Below are 19105 nucleotides of genomic sequence, written 5' to 3'. Positions count from 1 at the left end.
GTGTCTATCGGGCCCGGTCGGGTGCGTGCAGCGGATTTCTTGCGGTGGCGGTGGTCGGTTGTTGCGCCGCACGGCGCCTGTTGCTGACCGTCCCGCTTTTCGTGGTCGGGCCACGCGGGCTCGACTACACACGGACCAGGAGCACCGCCGCGGACGTCCGGGCCGCGGGCGGCTCCGGCACAGACACCGGGAAGGTGCGCGATGGTTCCGCTCAGGCCGCTCGTCACGGGGCTCGGCGCCGTGTCCGCCGCGGGGCTCGGGCGCACGCCGCTGTGGGACGCGGTCCGGCACGGCAAGGTGTGCACCGGGCCGGTGCGCCGGTTCGCGTTCCCGCACCCGGCCGGCGAGGTGCCGCCCGAGGCCGGGCTGGACGTGCCGGCGCACCGCTCGCTCGCGGCGCGGTTCCTCGCCGCCGCGGTGCTGGAGGCGCTCGGGCACGCGGGCGTCACCTCCGGTCGGATCGGGCTGTTCGTGGGCACCGTGCTCGCCGACCCGCGCGACCTGTTCGACGTCGTCCGCGCCGCGGTGGCCCTGCGCGGGCCCGCGGTGCTGGTCGGCTCCGGGTGCGCGGCGGGCAACGACGCCATCGCGCTGGGCGCCAACGCCGTCGCCGCGGACGAGGTGGACGTGGCGATCTGCGCCGGCGTGGACGAGCTGGGCCCCGGCACGGCCGCGGCGTTCGCCGGCATCGGCCCGCTGAGCCCCGACGTGGTGCGCCCCTTCGACGCCGGCCGGCTGGGCACGCTGCCCGCCGAGGGCGCCGGGGTGGTGGTGCTCGAACACCCCCGGCACCTGGCCGCGCGCGGCGGCACGGCGCTCGCCGCCCTGGCCGGCCACGCGTCCACTTCGGACGCCCACTACCGGACCCGCCGCACACCCTTCGACGGCGCGGTCGTCGACTCGCTGCGGCGGTGCCTGCACCGCGCGGGCCGCCGGGCCGACCAGGTCGACTGGCTGTGCGCGCACGGCAGCGGCACCCGCGCGGGCGACGCGGTCGAGGCGGTCGCCGCCGCCTCCCTGGGCACGCCGGCGGTGTCGTCCACCAAGGGCGCGCTCGGGCACGCGCTCGGCGCCGCCGCCGCGCTGGACGCGGTGGTCGCGGTGCAGGCGCTGCGCGCCGGGTTCATCCCCGGCAACGCCACGCTGCGCCACGCCGACACCGACCTGGACCTGGTCGAGCCCGCCGGCCGCCGCGCACCGGTCCGGCTGGTGCTCAGCCCGGCGTTCGGGCTCGGCGGCGGGGTGTGCACGATCGCGCTGGAGGCCGTCGATGAGCGCTGAGCCCACCGTCCGCGTCGCCGTGCGCGGCACCGGCCTCCGGCTGCCCGGCGTGAGCTGCCCGGAGATCCGCTGGCCCGTCAACCACGACCGGGAGTCCTCGCTGGCCGTGTCGGCGGCCTCGGCCGCGGCGTTCCGGGCGAAGTCCGGCCGGGGCGCGCCGGTCGTCGGCCGGGTCGGCACGGTGTGGGCGACGCCGGGGGCGCGGGTCGCCTCGGAGGTGTCGCGGCGGCTGCACCTGACCGGCCCGTACCTGGACCTGGTGGGGACGCGGGACGCCGGCGCGCAGGCGTTCGTCGAGGCCGCGCACATGGTCCAGCAGGGGTGGGCGGACCAGGTCGTGGTCGGCGCGTCGGCGGGCCCCGACCGCGACGGCGCGGTGTCCGCGGTGCTGGACAACCGGCCGGTGGCGGGCGACCTGGTGGTCAGGCCGGTCGGCCGCACCCAGCTCGGGGAGCCCGACGACCTGCTGGCGGAGTGCCTGGACCGGCTGGGCGGGCCCGCGGACGCGGTCGTGCTGTCCGCGAGCGGCGGGGTGGAGGAGTTCCGCGCGGCGGTGCGGCGGCGCGGGCTGCCGTTCAGGCACGTGGAGCAGCAGTTCGGGGATTTCGGCGCGGTGGGCGGGCTCGTCGCGGCCGTGTCGCCGGCCACCGTACGGACACGACAACACGCACTCACTCTCGTCGTCACCGTCGGCGAAACCGGCAACGCGGTCGCCGTCGAGGTGACGACCTGGAACGGAGATCCGCGATGGACCTGATTCACCACCTGGTCGGCAGGCACGACGGTGACCGCGTCAGCTACGTCGACCCCGCCGCGGGCGAGGTGACCTACCGCGAGCTGCACGAGGCGGCCGGGGCCTACGCCGCCCGGCTGCGCGACAGCGGCGTGCCGCGCGGCAGCCGGTGCCTGATCGTCTCGGACGACTCCGTCGCGGCGGTGACGGCGGTGCTCGGCACGTGGTGGCACGGGTGCGTGCCGGTGCCGGTGAGCCCGGTGCTGCGCGAGTCCGAGATCGTGTTCATGGCCAAGGACTCGGGCGCGGTCGCCGCGCACATCGACGCGCCGCCGGCCAAGGAGCGGGTGCTGCGCGAGGAGCTCAGCTCGCTGGTGCGGCTCGACGGCGCGGAGGCCGGGACCGGCACCGCGCCCGAGCCCGCGGTGTTCGCGGCCGACGACGAGGTGCTGGTGCAGTACACCTCGGGCAGCACGGGCACCCCCCGCGGCGTGCGGCACGGCCTCGCCGGCGTGGCGGCCACGCTCGCCGGGTTCGGCGCCCACCTGGGGCTGACCCCGGACGACGTGGTGGTGTCGACCGCCAAGCTGTCCTTCGGCTACGGCTTCGGCAACTCGCTGCTGTTCCCGCTCGCCGCGGGCGCGAGCGTCGTGCTGCTGGGCGGCGCGGTCGACCCGTACGTGGTGGCCACCGCGCTGAACACCCACCGGCCGACCGTGCTGTGCTCGGTGCCCAGGGTGTACGCGGGGCTGGTCGCCCTGGCCGAGCAGGTCTCGGCGGGCTCGCTGCGCCGCGCCGTGTCCGCGGGCGAGCACCTGCCCGCGGAGCTGGCCGAGCGGTTCACCGCGACGTTCGGCGTGCCGCTGGTCAACGGCCTGGGCGCCACCGAGGTGCTGCACATCGTCGTCGCCACGGACCCCGGGCGCACCGAGCCGGGCTCCACCGGCCGCGCCGTGGCGGGCGTCGAGGTGACCGTGCGGGACGAGGACGGCGAGGTCGTGCCGGACGGCGTCGACGGCAGGCTGCACATCGCGGCCGGCTCGGTGGCGCTCGGGTACATCGACCGGCCCGACGCGACGGCGCGGACCTTCGCCCGGGGCGGCGCGTACACCGGCGACATCGTGCACCGCACCCCCGAGGGCGACGTGCGGCACCTCTGCCGCGCCGACGACCTGCTGAACCTCGGCGGGTACAAGGTCTCGCCGGCGGAGATCGAGAAGGCGGTGCGCGGCACCGAGGGCGTCGCCGACTGCGCGGTGGTCGGCGAGACCGACGACAACGGCCTCCAGCAGGCGATCGCCTACGCCGTGCCGGTGGCCGGGGTGGGCGCGGCGGACCTGCGGCAGGCGATCCTGCGGTCGGTGCGCGCCGACCTGGCGCCGTTCAAGCGGCCCGCGCGGATCGAGGTGCTCGACCAGCTGCCGGTCACCTCGACCGGCAAGCTGGCCCGGTTCAAGCTGCGGTCGACCGGGGTCGCGAAATGACCTGGGACATCACCGGCCTGGGCGCGGTCGCGAGCGTCGGCGACACCCCGGAAGAGGTCTACGAGGCGCTGTGCGCCGGGCGCAGCGGCGTCTCCGGGCTCCAGGTGTTCGACACCTCGAAGTACCGCGCCCGGCACGCCTACGAGATCGACGACCGCGCCACGCCCGGCGTCGACGAGCCCCTGCGCGCCACGAAGTGGCTCGGGCAGGTCGTCGGCCAGGCGCTGGACGACGCCGGGCTGCCCCGGGACGGCGACTACCCGGTGCTGGTCGGCACGACGCTGCGGGAGCTGCGCTCGGCCGAGCTGTGGTGGCGGCACGGCACCCCGGTGTCGCTGCCCGACCTGCACTTCGGCGGCGCGCTGCGGACCGGCTTCGGCACCACCGAGAGCCACACGGTCGCCAGCGCCTGCGCCGCCTCGCTCTACGCGCTCGGCATGGCCACGGACATGATCGAACTGGGCCTGGCCGACACCGTCGTGGTGGCGGGCACCGACTCGATCACCGAGAGCTCCTACGGCGCGCTCGACCGGCTCCAGAACCTGACCCCGGAGGCCGTGCGCCCGTTCCACGCCGACCGGCGGGGCATGTTGATGGGCGAGGGCGCGGTGGCGGTGGTGGTGCGCAGGTCCGGCGCCGGCGGCCGGGTGCGGGCCCGGGTCCGCGGGGTGAGCATGAACTGCGACGGCGCGCACCCGACCATGCCCGACGTGGCCGGCATCGTCCGCGCCATCCGCGAGGCGCACGACCGCGCGAAGGTGCGCCCCGAGGACATCGACCTGGTGATCACCCACGGCAGCGGCACCAAGCAGAACGACCTGGCCGAGACCGTCGCGCTGGAGGACGTGTTCGCCGCCGTGGCCGAGCCGCCGTTCGTGACGTCCGTCAAGTCCGGCGCGGGCCACACCTGCGGCGGGTCGGGGCTGCTCAGCCTGGTGGTGGCGGTGCTGTCGCTGGACCACGGCGCGGTGCCGCCGATCATCGGCCTGGACGACCGCATGGAGGAGGCGGCGGACCTGCGCCTGGTGCACGGCGAGCCCGCGCGCGGCGACCTGTCCACCGCGCAGGTCCACTCCATCGGCCTCGGCGGCATCAACGCCGTCGCGATCGTGGAGCGGGTCGCGTGAGCGCCCCGGCGAGGGCCCTCGTGGGCGCCGAGGTGACCGGTGTCGGTCTCGCGGTGTCCGGCGTGCGCGCGGTCGAGGACCTGCTGCGGCCCGCCGCCGGGGACTTCGAGCCGTCGCTGCGCGGCCGGGGGATGAGGCACAAGGACCGCGCGTCCAAGCTCGCGCTGGTGGCCACCGCCGAAGCCCTGCGCGACGCGGGGGCCGACGACCTGGACGGCGACCGGGTCGCCGTCGTGGTCAGCTCGAACTTCGGCAACCTCGACACCGCCTGCGAGTTCACCGACATCATCCACACCGAGACGGTGACCGGCATCAGCCCGATGCGCGTGCCGCACATGTCCAGCAACGTGACCGCGTGCTGGGTGGCCATCGAGCACGGCCTGCGCGGCCCCAACCTGACGCTGTGCAGCGGCACGGCCGGCGGGCTCGACGCGGTGTCCTGGGCGCGCAACCTGATCGCGGTGGACCGCGCCGACGTCGCGGTGGTCATCGGCGTCGAGCCCGACACCGAGCCGGTCGCCCGGCTGCACCGGGCCAACGGCGGCCGGCGGTGGCTCGACGGGGCGGTGGCGCTGGTCGTCGAGTCGACCGGTCGGGCCCGCCGCCGGGGCGCCCGGGTGCGCGCCCGGGTCGGCGCGTACGGCCGGGGCGTCGAGCCGCGCACTGCCGTCGAGGCGGCCCTGGGCGGGCACGCCGAGCCGGTGGACCTGTACGTCTCGGCGCCGGGCGTGGCCGGGCTGCCCGCCGGGGGCGACCCGGTGGACCTCACCGACCGGTTGGGCCGCTGCTCCGGCGCGCTCGGCGTGCTCCAGTGCGCCGCCGCCGTGGCGTGGTTCGACGCGGCCGGGGGAGGGGCCGGCGGGGGAGGGGCCGGCGCGGGCGCGGTGCTCGCGGTGGCCGGCGCGCCCGACGACGGCGAGGGCGATGCCACGGGTAGCGCGGCACTGGTGCTGACCGGCCCGCGCGCGACGCGACAGGAGGACGTGGCGTGACGGACGACGACACCCGCGTGGTGATCACCGGGATCGGTGCCGTGTCCTGCCTCGGGACCGGGGCGGACGCGCTGTGGAAGGGCCTGCTGGCCGGCGGCGGGGAACCGGTGCCGGTGCCCGAGCCGCACCTGAACATGGGCGCCACCAAGATGTACCTGGTCCCGGAGGCCGACCTGCCCGCGGAACCGACCGCGTTCGCGCACGTCCGGCTCGGCGACGGGCCGAGGTTCGGCGTCGCCGCGGCCAGGCAGGCGATCGCCGACGCGGGCCTGTCCGCCGACGCGGTGCGGGACCTGCCGGTCGTGATGGGCGTGGAGATGGGCAACGCCTCGCGGCAGGAGCAGGAGCGCGCGGCGCACGGCCGCATCGGTCGCTGGACCCCGCTCACCGTCACCTCGGCGGTGGTCGGCGCGGCCATCGGGTCGCGGGCGGGCAACGTCAGCGTCGGCAACGCCTGCTCGGCCGGCGGCTACGCGCTGACCATCGCGCTGGACATGATCCGCGGTGGCGAGGCCGAGGCCGTGCTCGTCGGCGGCGCCGAGGCGTTCACCCGGGTCGGCATGGGCGGGTTCGACCGGCTGGGCGCGGCCGACCCGCTGCGCTGCCGCCCGTTCGACCGCGGCCGGCGCGGCACCATGTTCGGCGACGGGGCCGCGATGGTGGTCCTGGAGTCGGCTGCGCACGCCGCCCGGCGCGGCGCCCGCACCTACGCCGAGCTGGCCGGCGGCGCCTGGAGCTGCGACGCCCACCACCCGACCGCGCCCGACCCGAGCGGTGCGCAGATCACCCGGTGCATGGGCGAGGCGCTCGCCGAGTCCGGGCTGCGGCCCGAGGACGTCGGCTGCATCCTGCCGCACGGCACCGGCACCCCGCTCAACGACGTCGTGGAGAGCGGCGCGCTGCGGGCGGTGTTCGGCGACGCCTGCGACCGGCTGCCCCTGCTGTCGCTCAAGGCGATGATCGGGCACACCGCGGGCGCGGCCGCCGTGTTCGCCTGCGTGGCCGGTGTGCTCTCGCTCCAGCACGGGCAGGTGCCCGGCAACCCGCCGATCGACCAGGACCCGGAGTGCGCCGTGTGGGTGCCGCAGGGCGAGCCGGTGCCGCTGGAGCGCCCGGCGGTGCTGGTCAACGCCTACGCGTTCGGCGGCAACAACGCCTCGTTCGTGCTGACCCGCGGGGGGAACGACCGATGACCATGGTGATCACCGGGTTCCGCACCGTCGCCCCCGGCACCGCCGCTCCCGGCGGCGGGGCCGAACCGGGCGCGGACTGGTTCGACGTGAAGACCGCCCTGCCCGGCCGCGGCTACAAGCGGCTGCCCAGGGCCTGCCAGTACCTGCTGGCCGCGGCGCGCGAGGCGATCGCCGGGGCGGGCGACCCGCTGGCCGGGGCCGACCCGACCCGCCGGGCGGCGGTGGTGGGCACCAACAACGCCGGCGCGCGGCTGCTGGAGGAGCTGGACCGGACGATCATCGACGGCCACGCCGGCGAGATGTCCCCGATCACCGCGCCGTTCATGGCGATGAGCTCGTTCGCCAGCCGGCTGTCCACCGAGCACGCCATCAAGGGCTTCAACCTCACCACGAACTCGCCCCGCACGGCCGGCCTCGACGCCATCGGCATCGCCGCGCGGGCCCTGCGCGCCGGTCGCGCGGACGTGTTCGTCGTCGGCGCGACCGAGGACGACCCGCCCGAGGACCAGCGCGCGGGCGCGGCCGACGTCGGTGCGGCCGTGCTGGTCTGCGAGTCCGCCGAGGCGGCCGCGGCGCGCGGCGCCACCGTCTACGGCGAGTGCCGCGTGCGGTCGTTCTTCCTCGACCCCGCCGATCCGGACACCTCGGTGCTCGCCGGGTCGACCTGCACGGACGCGGTGCTCGACGACTCGCCCGTGGGCCGGGCGGTGCGGGCCTGGGCCGGCCGGCCCCGGGAGCACCGGGTCGAGGTCGACAGCGGGTGCTTCACGCCGGTGCGGGTCCTGGTCGACCTGCTCGCGGCGGGCGGGGACGGGTCGCGCCCGCGGACCCTCGTCACCGCGTCCGCCGAGGGCACCGTGGCGCTGGTCGAACTCGTGGCGCCGAACCCGCGGTGACGCCGCGCAACCACACTCCACCGGAGGGAGCTTGAACGTGCTGGTAACGCTGAAGGGGTCCTGGGCGCTGATATTCGGCGTGTCCAGCGGCATGGGGCGCGCGGCCGCCCGCGCGCTGGCCGCCGAGGGCTGCCACGTCATCGGCGTGCACTTCGACATGGCCGACGGGCAGGAGGCCGCCGACGAGCTGGCGGCGGAACTGCGCGAGCTGGGCGTGGAGGCGCACTTCTTCAACCGCAACGTCGCCGCCCGCGAGACCCGCGCCGAGCTGGTGCCGGCGATCAAGGAGCTGACCGGCGGCGTCGGGACGCGCGTCGTGCTGCACTCGGTGGCGTTCGGCTCGCTGGTGCCGTTCCTGCCGACCGAGGACGCGCCCAAGGGCGTGACGGCCAAGCAGATGGCCATGACGCTCGACGTGATGGCGCACAGCCTCGTCTACTGGACGCAGGACCTGCTCGCCGAGGGCCTGCTGCCCCGGGGCGGCAAGGTCTGGTCGCTGACCAGCTCCGGCGGCACCAGGGTGCTGAGCAGCTACGGCGCGGTCTCGGCGGCCAAGGCGGCGCTGGAGGCGCACTCGCGGCAGCTCGCCGTGGAGCTGGCGCCGCACGGGGTGGCGGTCAACGCCATCCGGGCGGGCACCACCCTCACCCCGGCGCTGCGGAAGATCCCGGGCAGCGCGGAGGTCGCCGAGCGGGCCCGCGCGCTCAACCCGCACGACCGGCTCACCACCACCGAGGACGTCGCCGAGGCGATCGTCCTCCTCTCCTCGACCGACTCGTCCTGGATCACCGGGAACGTGATCGGCGTCGACGGCGGCGAAGCGATCGTCGCCTGAGGGCACTACGAAAGGACACCCACACCATGGCCGACGTCGACAAGAACGAGCTGCGCACGCTGGTGGCCGACGCCATCGAGCTGGAGCCCGAGGAGGTCACCGACACGGCGGACTTCGTCTCCGAGCTGGAGGTGGACTCGCTGACCACGCTGGAGATCACCATGCGGCTGGAGAAGAAGTACGGCATCAAGATGGCCGAGGAGGAGCTGCTGGAGATCACCTCCCTCAACCGGGTGCACGAACTGGTCACGGCCAAGCTCGCGGCCACGTCGTGACCGGGTCGGGACCGGAGGTGGCGGCGGAGGCGCCGGCGGAGCGCGGACGACCGGTCGCGCTGGTGACCGGCGGCTCGCGGGGCATCGGGCGGGCCGTGGTGCGCCGCCTCGCCCACGACGGCTTCGACGTGGCGTTCTGCTACCGGTCCCGGCCGGACGCGGCGGAGGAGCTCGTCGCGGAGCTGGGGACGTCGGGCGCGCGCGTGGTCGCGCGCAAGGCCGACGTCTCCAGCTCCGGCGAGGCCCGCGCGTTCGTCGCGGAGGCCGAGGAGGAGCTCGGGCCGCTGTCGGCGCTCGTCACGTGCGCGGGCGTGGTCAGGGACAACCCGCTGGTGCGGATGACCGACGAGGACTGGCGGTCGGTGATCGACACCAACCTCGACGGCACGTACTTCGCGTGCCGGGCGGCGATCTTCTCGTTCATGAAGCGCCGCACCGGCAGCATCGTGACCACGTCGTCGGTGGCCGGCGTGCACGGCAGCGCGACCCAGTCGAACTACTCGGCGTCCAAGGCGGGCATCATCGGGTTCACCCGGGCGCTGGCCAAGGAGGTCGGCCGCTACGGCGTCCGGGCGAACGTGGTGGCGCCCGGCCTGATCGACACCGACCTGACCGAGGGCTTGCCGGGCGCGGTGCGCGGGAAGATCCTGGAGCGGGTGCCCCTGGGTCGCGCGGGCACCCCGGACGAGGTCGCCGACCTCGTGTCGTTCCTCGTGTCCGAGCGCGCCGCCTACATCACGGGCCAGGTGCTCGGGATCGACGGCGGACTCGTCGTCTGACCACCTCAAGGGAGTCGTCCGTGAAGCGTTCCCCCCTGCCGGGGGTGCTGGCCGCGCCGATCGCGCCGGTGCTGGCCGCCCTGGTCGCCTACCGCGTCTGCCATCCGCCGCGGCCCAAGCGCACCAAGCGCCCGGCCGAGTTCGGGCTCACCGCGCGGGACCTGCCGGTGCCGGCCCCGGTGCCCGGCCGGACCCTGGACGCCTGGCTGTTCGAGGGGGACCCGGCGCGCGTGGTGGTCGTCGGCCACGGCATCGGCCTGGACAAGTCGCGCAGCCTGCTGCACGCCCGCTTCCTGCACCAGGCCGGGTACACGGTGGTGCTGTTCGACTTCCGCAACCACGGCCGGAGCTTCACCGACCGGGGGCTGACGAAGTTCAGCGAGCGGTTCGCCGACGACCTGATCGCGGTCGTGCGGCACGTCCAGGCCATGCCCGAGCACGCCGGGGCCGGGTTCGGGCTGTACGGGTTCTCGATGTCGTCGTTCGCGGTGCTGCACGCGCTGGGGCGGCTGTCGGGCATCGACGCCGTGGTGTGCGACAGCGGCCCGGCGCCCGACCCCGACCGCACCATCCGCAACCTGCTGCGCTCGGGCATGGTGCCGGTGCCCGAGCCGGTCCGGGCCGCGCCCGCGCGCGCCGTGTTCGACGCGGTGTTCCGCCCGCTGGCGGCGGCGAGCACGTCCACCCCGCCGAACTGGCCGCCCGCGCCCACCACGCCCGGCTACGCCACCGTGCCGATGCTGTTCCTGGTCGGCGACCAGGACACGGTGGTGGGCGTCGACGAGGTGCGCGGCCTGGCGGAGCCGTACCCGCTCGCGGAGGTCGTCGTCGTGCCGGGCGCCGGGCACATGCGCCCCATCGCCGTCGACCCCGGCCACTACAGCACGACCGTGCTGGAGTTCCTGGGCAAGGCGATGGGACAGGTCGGATGAGACTCGCGCTCAACCTGCGCTACCTCGGGCCCCGCACCGACCACCGGGACCTCCCGCGGCTGGTGCGGGAGGCCGAGCGGCTCGGGTTCGGGGTCGCCTGGGTGGCCGAGGCGTTCAGCTCCGACGCGCCGTCGGTGCTGTCGTGGCTGGCCGGGCAGACCACCACGATCGGGCTGGGCAGCGCCGCCATGCAGATCCCGGCCCGCAGCGCGGCGATGACCGCGATGACCGCGGCCACCCTCGACGTCCTGTCCGGCGGCCGCTTCCACCTCGGCCTCGGCGTGTCGGGCCCGCAGGTCGCCGAGGGCTGGCACGGCGCCCGGTTCGGCAAGCCGCTGGCCCGCACGCGCGAGTACGTCGAGATCGTGCGCCAAGTCCTGGCGGCCAAGGGCCCGGTCACCCACGAGGGCGAGCACTACCCGCTGCCGCTGCCCGACGGCCCCGGCAAACCGCTGCGCCTGGGCATGCGCCCGCCCCGCCCGCACCTGCCGATCTACCTGGCCGCCGTGGGCCCGAGGAACCTGGCGCTGGCGGGCGAGATCGCGGACGGCTGGCACGCGGTGTTCGTGGACCCGGAGTTCCTGCCCGCCCAGCTCGCGGGGCTCGGACCCGTCCGCGACGGGTTCGACGTGGTGGCCAACCTGCCGCTGGTGGTGGCGGACGACGTCTCCCTGTGCGTGGACCGCGTCCGCGCGTACGCCGTGCAGTACCTGGGCGGGATGGGCAGCCGCGAGGAGAACTTCTACAGCAGGCTGGCCGCGCGCATGGGCTACGCGGACGCGGCCACCGAGGTGCAGGACCACTTCCTGGCCGGTCGCATGCGCGCCGCGGCCGCCGCCGTGCCGGACGAGTTCATCGACCGGACCTCGGTGCTCGGCCCGGTCGACCGCGTGGCCGACCGCCTGCGCGACTACGCCGCCGCGGGCGTCACCACCCTGTCCACCATCCTGTTCGTCCGCGACGCCGACGAGGGCGTGCGCACACTCCAGGACGTCGCCACCGCGCTGGACAAGGCGGGCGTCGGCGCCTGAGACCCCGGAGGTCCCGTGTACGACATCATCGTGGTGGGGGCGCGCTGCGGAGGCGCGCCCACCGCCATGCTCTTCGCCCGCGCGGGCTACCGGGTGCTCCTGCTCGACCGCGCCAAGCTCCCCCGCGACACGCTCTCCACGCTCTACATCCACCAGCCGGGCATCGCCCTGCTGCACCGCTGGGGCCTGCTCGACGCGCTCGTGGGGTCCGGCTGCCCGCCGATCACCTCCGCGCTGCACCAGGTGGAGGACGTCCGGCTGGTCGGGTGCTCGATGCCGGTCAACGGCATCCGCGCCGCCTACGCCCCGCGCCGGTACGTGCTCGACCGGATCCTGCTCGACGCCGCCGTGGCCGCCGGGGTCGAGTTCCGCCCGGAGTGCGGGGTCGAGGACGTGCTGTTCGACGAGGGCGGCCGGGCGGTCGGCGTGCGCGGCCGCGGCTTCGAGGAGCGGGCCCGGCTCGTGGTGGGGGCCGACGGGATGCGCTCCCGCGTGGCGGCGGCGGTGGGCGCCGAGTACGAGGTCGAGGACCCCGAGATGACCTGCGTCTACTACTCCTTCTGGGAGGACGTGCAGGCGGGTTTCGAGGCTTACGGGGCGCGCGGCAGGTGGGCGGGCTGCGTGCCGACGCACGACGGTCTGACGCTGGTGGCGGCCTACTTCCCGCAGGCCGAGTACCCGAGCGTGCGGATGGACGCGATGGCGGCGTACCTGGAGAACCTGCGGGCCGTGGCGCCGGGGCTGCACGCCCAGGTGGTCGACGGGGCGCAGGCGGAGCGGCTGTACGGGACCGGCGCGCAGCGCAACTTCTTCCGGCGGGCGTTCGGCGCGGGCTGGGTGCTCGTCGGGGACGCCGGGCACCACAAGGACTCGATCATGGCCAACGGCATCACCGACGCGTTCCGGCAGGCGCAGCTGCTGGTGGACTGCGTCGGGACGGGGCTGCACGACGAGCCCGCGCTGGGGGTGGCGCTGCGGCGGTTCGCCGACGAGCGGGCCCGGTTGTTCACCGGGGTGTACCAGGACACGCTGACGGTCGCGCGGTTGACGCCGGACCGGCGGTTGGGCGTGCTGCGGGCCATCGCCGACGACCCGGTGAAGGTGGAGAAGTTCTTCACCAAGATGGCGGGGGCGACGAGGGACGACCCGATCTTCAGCACGGAGCCGGTGCCCGCCTCCTGACGGGCGGCGGCGCCGCGGGTGGTCCCGCGCCTGCCGGGGACGCGCTCCGGTCCCGCGTCCCGGGGCCGTCGGTCCCGGCGTGAGGGTGGCGGTGACCCCGATCAGCCGGGTGGCGCGTCGGGGGGCGGCGGGGTCGCGCGGGCGAGGACCTCGTGGGCCGTGCGCAGGACGGCCGGGTCCACGAAGCGCCCGGTGCGGTCCACCGCGACGTCCCCGGTGAAGCCCCGCACCAGCGCGGTGGCTTCGGCGACCTCCGCCGGGGTGGGGGTGAAGACGGCGTTGATCGTCCCGACCTGGCGGGGGTGCAGCGCCGTGCGGGCGCGGAAACCCTGCCGCAGCAACGTGGTCGTGGTCTCCACGAGCCGCTCGGTGTCGTGCACGTCGGTCTCGACGGGGCCGATCGGCGCCGCCAGGCCCGCCGCGGCGGAGGCCAGCACCACCTGGAGGCGGATGCCGTGCAGTTCGCTGCGCCGGTCGTCGGGGCGCAGGCGCAGCTCGCGTGGCGGACGTCGTGCGCACCTCGATCGGCGTGCGGGACGGGAAGGTCGCCGCGATCTCGCCCGACCTGGGCGCCGAGGACGCCGACGAGGTCGTGGACGGCGGCGGCCGGCTCGCGTTCCCCGGCGTGGTCGACGCCCACCAGCACCGGGGCATCTACAACGAGCTGGGCGCGGACGTGGCCTCGGAGAGCCGGGCGTGCGCCCAGGGCGGCGTGACCACGGCGTTGACCTACATGCGGACCGGGCAGCACTACCTCAACAAGGGCGGCGACTACGCCACGTTCTTCCCCGAGGTGCTGGAGACCGGGCGGGGCCGCGCGCACGTGGACTACGGGTTCCACCTGGCGCCGATGATGCGCGGGCACGTCGAGGAGATCCCCGAGCTGGTCGAGGCGTTCGGCGTGCCGTCGTTCAAGGTGTTCATGTTCTACGGCTCGCACGGCCTGCGCGGGAAGTCGAAGGACCAGAGCTCGTTCCTGATGATCCCGGAGGGGGAGCGGTACGACTACGCCCACTTCGAGTTCGTGATGCGCGGCATCCAGGCCGCCCGCGAGCGGTTCCCGGAGCTGGCGGACTTCCGCACGGCGCACGGCCTGGGCGGCAAGGTCAACCCGCCGCTGCGCGACCGCGACGACGTGGAGGCGCTGTGGGAGTACGTCGCCGACGGCACGATCGACTGGGTGGTCAGCGACCACGCGTGCTGCCGCGACGAGACGAAGTTCGGCGACCCGCGCGAGGACGTGTTCGTCGCCGAGTCCGGCTTCGGCGGCACGGAGTACCTGCCGGCCGGCCTGGTCACCGGGGGACTGCGGCGCGGCCTGCCGATGCACCGCGTGGCGGAACTGGTGTCGGCGAACCCGGCCCGGCGCTGCGGCCTGCGCACCAAGGGCGACCTCGACGTCGGTTACGACGCGGACATCGCCCTGGTCGACCCCGACCACCCGTGGGTGGTGCGGGCCGAGGACTCGGAGTCGACCCAGGAGTACACGCCGTTCGAGGGCTTCGAGCTGACGGCGCGGGTCACGGACACGTTCCTGCGCGGACGGCGGATCCTCCAGGACGGCGAGGTGGTGGGCGAGCCCGCCGGCCGGTACCTGTCCCGCCCGACGACCTGACCACCCGCGACGCGCCGCCGCACCCGGTCGCGGGGCCACCCGCCCCGTCGGCCGGGCGTGGTCCGTCCTCGCCGAAGACCCGGTTCGGGCACGACCCGGACGACGGGGTGGGTGGCCCCGACCGCCCGGGACGTCAAGCGGGTGAGGCGGTGTCCGTGTCGGCGCCGTTGTCGGCGTGGCGCTGGGTGCGGTCGGTCCCGTGCCAGTCCAGGCAGAGCACGGTGGCGTCGTCCTGGAGGTGGTCGTCGCAGGCGTGGCGCACCGCCCTGGTCACCGCCCGCACCACCTCCCTGACGTGCAGCCCGGCGGTGTCGCGGATCAGCGCCGGCAGGTCGGCGTCGGCGGCGTCGCGTTCGAACATGCCGTCGGTGATCAGCACCAGCCGGTCGCCGGGGCGCAGGTCGAGCCGCTGCACCCGGTACCGGCGCGGCTGGACGCCGAAGAGCAGGTCGATCTCCAGCTCGACCGGTCGCACCACGCCGTCGCGCAGCAGCAGCGGTGGGGGATGACCGGCGTTGACCAGCTCGCACCGCCCCCGGTGCAGGTCGACGCGCAGCAGCAGCCCGGTCGCCAGCGATCTCCCGCCGTGGTCCAGCAGGGCCTGGTTGGCCTGCCGCGCCTGCTCGGCCAGGTCGTGGCCGGCCCTGCGGGCGCCGCGCAGCGCGCCGACCAGCAGGGTCGCGGTGAGCGCCGAGGTCACGTCGTGGCCGACGGCATCGGTCATCGACAGGTGCAGGGTGTCGCGGTCCAGGGTGTAGTCGTAGGTGTCGCCGCCGATGTCGTCGGCGGGCACCAGGGCGCCGGCGACGGTGAACTGGGCCGCCTCGCAGCAGGACGCCGTGGGCAGCAGCTGGTGCTGGATCTCCGCGGCCAGGCTCATCGGGGTGGTGCGCCGGCCGGAGTGGTAGAGGTCGGTGAAGCGGCGGTCGGCGACGATGACGTAGGCCAGCGCGTGCGCGGCTCGCCCCAGCTGTGCCAGCACGGCCTCGTCGAGGGACGGCACGGTCACCTCCAGCACGCCGACGCTGTCGCCGCGGTTGGTCACCGGCAGCACCACCCGCACCCCGTCGCCGTCCCGCTCCTGCCACGGCTGCTGGGTGCGCAGCACCTCCTCGTAGGCGCTGCCCCTCAGGTCGACGCGCTCCGCGCCCCACCCGTGCGCGGTCTCCGCCGTCGAGGTCAGCCGCACCAGCTGCTCGTCGACGAGGTCGACCAGCAGGAACGACACGTCGAAGGCGTCGAACCGCTTCGCCAGGTCACGCGCGACCACCTCGACCGAGTCCGCCGGCGGTGCGCTCTCGGCCGCCCCCAGCACGTCACCCGGTTCCAACACCCCACCGCTCACGGCAACCTCCGACGACTGGAGGTCCAGCCAACCACATCGGCCACGCCGTCATCGGCCACGCCGCCCGGAGCACGCGGCTCGCCGGTGGCGCGGTCCGCCGGGGGACGGGCTTCAGGACGGGGTGAGCGGTACGGCGTCCAGCAGACCCAGCACGGCCACCTTGCGGCGCACGACCGGTGAGGGCACCAGGCGCAGCGCGCGTCCCGACCGGTCGCACCAGCGGGCCAGCGCGGACAGCGCGTACGCGGCCTCGCTGCACAGCAGCCCGACCCCGGTCAGGTCCACCACCACCGCGGGCGCGTCGGTGTCCAGCACCCGGAAGAAGCCCTCCAGCAGTTCGCCCACCATCGGGTAGGGCACCCCGCCGGTCACCCTCAGCACCACCTCGCCGGTGGCGGTCCCGGAGAGGTCGACGGCACAACGGCGCACTCCGGCGTCGGGCACTGCGGTGGTGGTGCTCATTCGGGGTGGCCCCTTCGCCGGCGCCTGGTTATCGCGACGACGCACACGGTCGTTACCCGCTGTTCGTCACCCACACGGGTACTGGTTCGCCCCGACTTCACCGGTGCCCCGGTCGGAACGGACGCCGTTCGGCCGGAAAGCCCATTTCGGGCGGCCGAGTTCCGGAGTGGTCCAGGGCCGCCCGGATGCGTCCGCGAGGTCGATTGCCGATGCGGATGTGCGGTCATTGTGCGGTGGCGGAGGCGGCCGAACGAGTGAGGGCGTTGTCCCAGGTAGAAGCTGGTCTGATAGATTTCCCTGGCGCAATTTCCGGTCAGCGGCACCGGTTTCGGCGGCGTTCGGTTCATTCGTGTCGCGCATCTGCCGGTACTTCGGGGGCCTGTTATTCGAGGGGGAGTCGTGTCGGCACGACAGGAGAGGCCGCTCAGATCCCGGGTGTTGTCGATGCGCGCCCTCGTGGTGCTCGTTCTGGTGGCGGCGTCCGTCGTGGCGGTGGGCGACGCCCGGCCGAGACCCGTCCATGCGCAGCCCGCCGCCGCGGCGGCGGTGTGCGACGCGCCGGTGGTCAACCAGGTGGCGTGCGAGAACACCAAGCCCGGTGCGTCCGACTGGCAGGTGGCCTACCGCGACCCGTCCATCGTCGGCTTCACCACGGACATCAGCGCGACCCCCGGCAGCCGGGTCGACTTCAAGGTGAAGACCAGCGCGACGGCCTACCGCGTGGACGTCTACCGGCTCGGCTGGTACGGGGGAGCGGGGGCGCGGCTGATCGACTCGGCCGCGCACGGCGGCGGCTCGACCCAGCCCGCGTGCCTGCGCGGCACGGACGGCAGCGCGCTGATCGACTGCGGCAACTGGGCGGTGTCGGCCGGCTGGACCGTGCCGCTCGACGCCGTGTCGGGCATCTACTACGCGCGGCTGCGGCGCGACGACACCGGCGCGATGAACGAGATCGTGTTCGTGGTGCGCGACGACACCAGCACGTCGAAGATCCTGTTCCAGACCTCCGACTCGACGTGGGCGGCGTACAACCGGTACGGCGGCAACAGTTTGTACTTCGGCGACGGTCCGGGGCAGGGTGGTCAGGCGTACAAGGTGAGCTACAACCGGCCCTACACCGGCGGTGACGGCGAGGAGAACTTCATCTTCAACGCCGAGTACCCGATGCTGCGGTTCCTGGAGCGCAACGGTTACGACCTGAGCTACACCACCGACGTGGACTCGGCGCGGCGCGGGCACCTGATCCGGAACCACCGGGTGTTCATGGCGGTGGGTCACGACGAGTACTGGTCGGAGGAGCAGCGCGCCAACGTCGAGGCCGCCCGGGACGCGGGGGTGCACCTGGCGTTCCTGACCGGCAACGAGATCTTCTGGAAGACCCGCTGGGAGAAGTCCGTCGACTCCTCGCGCACCGACTGGCGCACCCTGGCCTGCTACAAGGAGACCAAGGGCGCGCAGGACGACGGGCTGGACGACTGGACCGGCACCTGGCGCGACCCGCGCCACAGCCCGCCGCAGGACGGCGGCCGACCGGAGAACGCGTTGCTGGGCAACACCTTCACCGTCAACGGCCGCCGCGACGACCGCCTCCAGGTGCCCGCCGCGTACGGGAAGATGCGGCTGTGGCGGCACACCGACCTCCAGGACATGGCCGCCGGCTCCACCCACACGTTCCGGCCCGGAACCCTCGGCTACGAGTGGAACACGGTGCCGGACAACGGGTTCCAGCCCGCCGGCGTGGCGAAGATGTCGTCGACGACCGTGGCCCTGAGCGGCGCGTACCTCCTGAAGAACCACGGTGACCTCTACGTCTCGGGGACGGCGACCCACTCGGTCACCTACTACCGGCACCCGAGCGGGTCGCTGGTGTTCGGCGCGGGGACGGTCCAGTGGGCGTGGGGCGTGGACGACGAGCACGCCTTCCTGACCAACACGCCGACGTCCGACGTCCGGATGCGGCAGGCCACGGTCAACTTCCTGGCCGACATGGGCGCGCAGCCCGCCACGCTCCAGCCCACCCTCCGGGCGGCCACCGCGAGCACCGACACCGCGCCGCCCGTCGTGGCGCTCACCACCGTGCCCGCCCTCTCCACCGTCGGCGCCGCCTACACCTTCTCCGGCACGGTCGCCGACGCGGCCGGCCAGGTCGCCGGCGTCGAGGTGTCCACCGACGGCGAGTCCTGGCACCCGGCGGTGTGGCAGCCGGGGCGCGGCACGTGGAGCCACACCCACACCCCGGCCAGGTCCGGCCCGGCGAGCCTGCGCGTGCGCGCGGTCGACGACTCGCTCAACCTCTCCGCGCCCGTCACGGCCACGCCCACCACGTCGGCGCGGACCTGCCCGTGCGGCATGTGGACCAACGACGACCGGCCGGCGGAGCTCGAACTCTCCGACGGCTCCGCGCTGGAGCTGGGCGTCAAGTGGCGTGCCGACCGGAGCGGCTACGTGCGCGGCGTGCGGTTCTACAAGAGCTCCGGCAACACCGGCAGGCACACCGGCAGCCTGTGGACCCCGACCGGTCAGCGCCTGGCCACCGGCACGTTCACCAACGAGACCGCGAGCGGCTGGCAGACCCTGCTGTTCGCGACCCCGGTGGCGGTCGCGGCGAACACCACCCACGTCGTGTCCTACCTGTCCCCGACCGGCCGCTACTCCACCAACATCGAGTACTTCAGCCACTTCAGCCGCCTGCGGACCCACCTCGAACCGCTCACCGCGCTGCCGAGCGGCGTCGACGGCCCCAACGGCCTGTACCGCTACGGCGCCGGGTTCCCCGACCGGAGCGCGGAGGACGCCCACTACTGGGTGGACGTGGTGTGGGCCCCGACGGCGAGGGGCTGAGTCCGAGCCCCGTTGGCATCGGGGTCGATCACACCCCACCACCGCTTCGAACGGCAGGTTCACGACCACCGGTGCCGACCTCGGCCAGACCATCGACGCCTT

18 protein-coding genes are annotated in these 19105 nt (G+C 74.7%); 15 read left to right on the top strand and 3 right to left on the bottom strand.

The features are described 5' to 3' along the window. Positions 1 to 201: 201 nt before the first annotated feature. From Q5530_RS06755 to Q5530_RS06695, 13 genes are read left to right on the top strand one after another with little or no spacing between them, the layout of a single operon-like run. On the top strand, positions 202 to 1281 hold the full coding sequence (locus tag Q5530_RS06755) for a beta-ketoacyl synthase N-terminal-like domain-containing protein (protein ID WP_415361342.1): 1080 nt from the start codon (positions 202 to 204) through the stop codon (positions 1279 to 1281). Continuing rightward, positions 1271 to 2038 (top strand): hypothetical protein, encoded by a 768-nt coding sequence (locus Q5530_RS06750; RefSeq protein ID WP_380635755.1) that lies wholly within the window; start codon positions 1271 to 1273, stop codon positions 2036 to 2038. Before Q5530_RS06755 ends, Q5530_RS06750 begins: the two co-directional genes overlap by 11 nt. Next, positions 2029 to 3498: an AMP-binding protein gene (locus Q5530_RS06745; protein WP_415361340.1), complete on the top strand. Its 1470-nt coding sequence runs from the start codon at positions 2029 to 2031 to the stop codon at positions 3496 to 3498. The genes Q5530_RS06750 and Q5530_RS06745 overlap by 10 nt, the downstream gene beginning before the upstream one ends. Continuing rightward, the gene (locus Q5530_RS06740; RefSeq protein WP_415361339.1) at positions 3495 to 4625 is read left to right on the top strand and encodes a beta-ketoacyl-[acyl-carrier-protein] synthase family protein; all 1131 of its coding nucleotides are present in this window, start codon (positions 3495 to 3497) and stop codon (positions 4623 to 4625) included. Before Q5530_RS06745 ends, Q5530_RS06740 begins: the two co-directional genes overlap by 4 nt. Then, complete coding sequence (locus tag Q5530_RS06735; RefSeq protein ID WP_415361338.1) at positions 4622 to 5617, top strand: beta-ketoacyl synthase N-terminal-like domain-containing protein; 996 nt, start codon at positions 4622 to 4624, stop codon at positions 5615 to 5617. The genes Q5530_RS06740 and Q5530_RS06735 overlap by 4 nt, the downstream gene beginning before the upstream one ends. Continuing rightward, a complete protein-coding gene (locus Q5530_RS06730; RefSeq protein WP_415361337.1) occupies positions 5614 to 6810 on the top strand; it encodes a beta-ketoacyl-[acyl-carrier-protein] synthase family protein in 1197 nt (398 codons plus the stop codon). The genes Q5530_RS06735 and Q5530_RS06730 overlap by 4 nt, the downstream gene beginning before the upstream one ends. Next, the gene (locus tag Q5530_RS06725; protein ID WP_380635746.1) at positions 6807 to 7706 is read left to right on the top strand and encodes a beta-ketoacyl synthase N-terminal-like domain-containing protein; all 900 of its coding nucleotides are present in this window, start codon (positions 6807 to 6809) and stop codon (positions 7704 to 7706) included. Before Q5530_RS06730 ends, Q5530_RS06725 begins: the two co-directional genes overlap by 4 nt. 37 nt (positions 7707 to 7743) lie before the next feature. Further along, positions 7744 to 8541 (top strand): SDR family oxidoreductase, encoded by a 798-nt coding sequence (locus Q5530_RS06720; RefSeq protein WP_415361336.1) that lies wholly within the window; start codon positions 7744 to 7746, stop codon positions 8539 to 8541. A 26-nt stretch (positions 8542 to 8567) separates the two neighbouring features. Beyond that, positions 8568 to 8816, top strand: coding sequence for an acyl carrier protein (locus Q5530_RS06715; RefSeq protein WP_380635742.1), 249 nt, complete (start codon positions 8568 to 8570; stop codon positions 8814 to 8816). Continuing rightward, positions 8813 to 9595 carry a 3-oxoacyl-ACP reductase FabG gene (gene fabG, locus Q5530_RS06710; protein ID WP_415361335.1) on the top strand — a complete coding sequence of 261 codons (783 nt, stop codon included), beginning with the start codon at positions 8813 to 8815 and terminating at the stop codon, positions 9593 to 9595. The genes Q5530_RS06715 and fabG overlap by 4 nt, the downstream gene beginning before the upstream one ends. A gap of 20 nt (positions 9596 to 9615) precedes the next feature. Next, positions 9616 to 10527 carry an alpha/beta hydrolase gene (locus Q5530_RS06705; RefSeq protein ID WP_415361334.1) on the top strand — a complete coding sequence of 304 codons (912 nt, stop codon included), beginning with the start codon at positions 9616 to 9618 and terminating at the stop codon, positions 10525 to 10527. Continuing rightward, the gene (locus Q5530_RS06700; RefSeq protein ID WP_415361333.1) at positions 10524 to 11558 is read left to right on the top strand and encodes an LLM class F420-dependent oxidoreductase; all 1035 of its coding nucleotides are present in this window, start codon (positions 10524 to 10526) and stop codon (positions 11556 to 11558) included. The genes Q5530_RS06705 and Q5530_RS06700 overlap by 4 nt, the downstream gene beginning before the upstream one ends. Positions 11559 to 11573: 15 nt before the next feature. Next, positions 11574 to 12740: an FAD-dependent oxidoreductase gene (locus tag Q5530_RS06695; protein ID WP_415361332.1), complete on the top strand. Its 1167-nt coding sequence runs from the start codon at positions 11574 to 11576 to the stop codon at positions 12738 to 12740. 101 nt (positions 12741 to 12841) lie between these two features. On the opposite strand, the gene Q5530_RS06690 is transcribed toward Q5530_RS06695, so the two are convergent. Continuing rightward, a complete protein-coding gene (locus Q5530_RS06690) occupies positions 12842 to 13180 on the bottom strand; it encodes a hypothetical protein (RefSeq protein WP_415361331.1) in 339 nt (112 codons plus the stop codon). 59 nt (positions 13181 to 13239) lie between these two features. On the opposite strand from Q5530_RS06690, the gene Q5530_RS06685 reads away from it, so the two are divergent. After that, a complete protein-coding gene (locus Q5530_RS06685; protein WP_415361330.1) occupies positions 13240 to 14355 on the top strand; it encodes a dihydroorotase in 1116 nt (371 codons plus the stop codon). Positions 14356 to 14488: 133 nt separating this feature from the next. Here Q5530_RS06685 and Q5530_RS06680 read toward each other — a convergent pair whose 3' ends face one another. After that, on the bottom strand, positions 14489 to 15700 hold the full coding sequence (locus Q5530_RS06680; protein WP_415361328.1) for a PP2C family protein-serine/threonine phosphatase: 1212 nt from the start codon (positions 15698 to 15700) through the stop codon (positions 14489 to 14491). Between the two features lie 111 nt (positions 15701 to 15811). Continuing rightward, entirely contained in the window at positions 15812 to 16162 is a 351-nt protein-coding gene (locus Q5530_RS06675; RefSeq protein WP_415361327.1) for an STAS domain-containing protein, read from the bottom strand. Between the two features lie 444 nt (positions 16163 to 16606). Between Q5530_RS06675 and Q5530_RS06670 the strand changes: the two genes are divergently transcribed. Further along, positions 16607 to 19003: a N,N-dimethylformamidase beta subunit family domain-containing protein gene (locus Q5530_RS06670; protein ID WP_415361326.1), complete on the top strand. Its 2397-nt coding sequence runs from the start codon at positions 16607 to 16609 to the stop codon at positions 19001 to 19003. The last annotated feature ends 102 nt before the right edge of the window (positions 19004 to 19105 follow it).

This window comes from Saccharothrix sp. BKS2, from assembly GCF_047689505.1.
In the GTDB taxonomy this organism is placed as follows: Bacteria; Actinomycetota; Actinomycetes; order Mycobacteriales; family Pseudonocardiaceae; genus Actinosynnema; species Actinosynnema lopnurensis.
The sequence above is the reverse complement of the archived record's forward strand: the minus strand, read 5'-3'. Positions and strand labels throughout refer to the sequence as shown.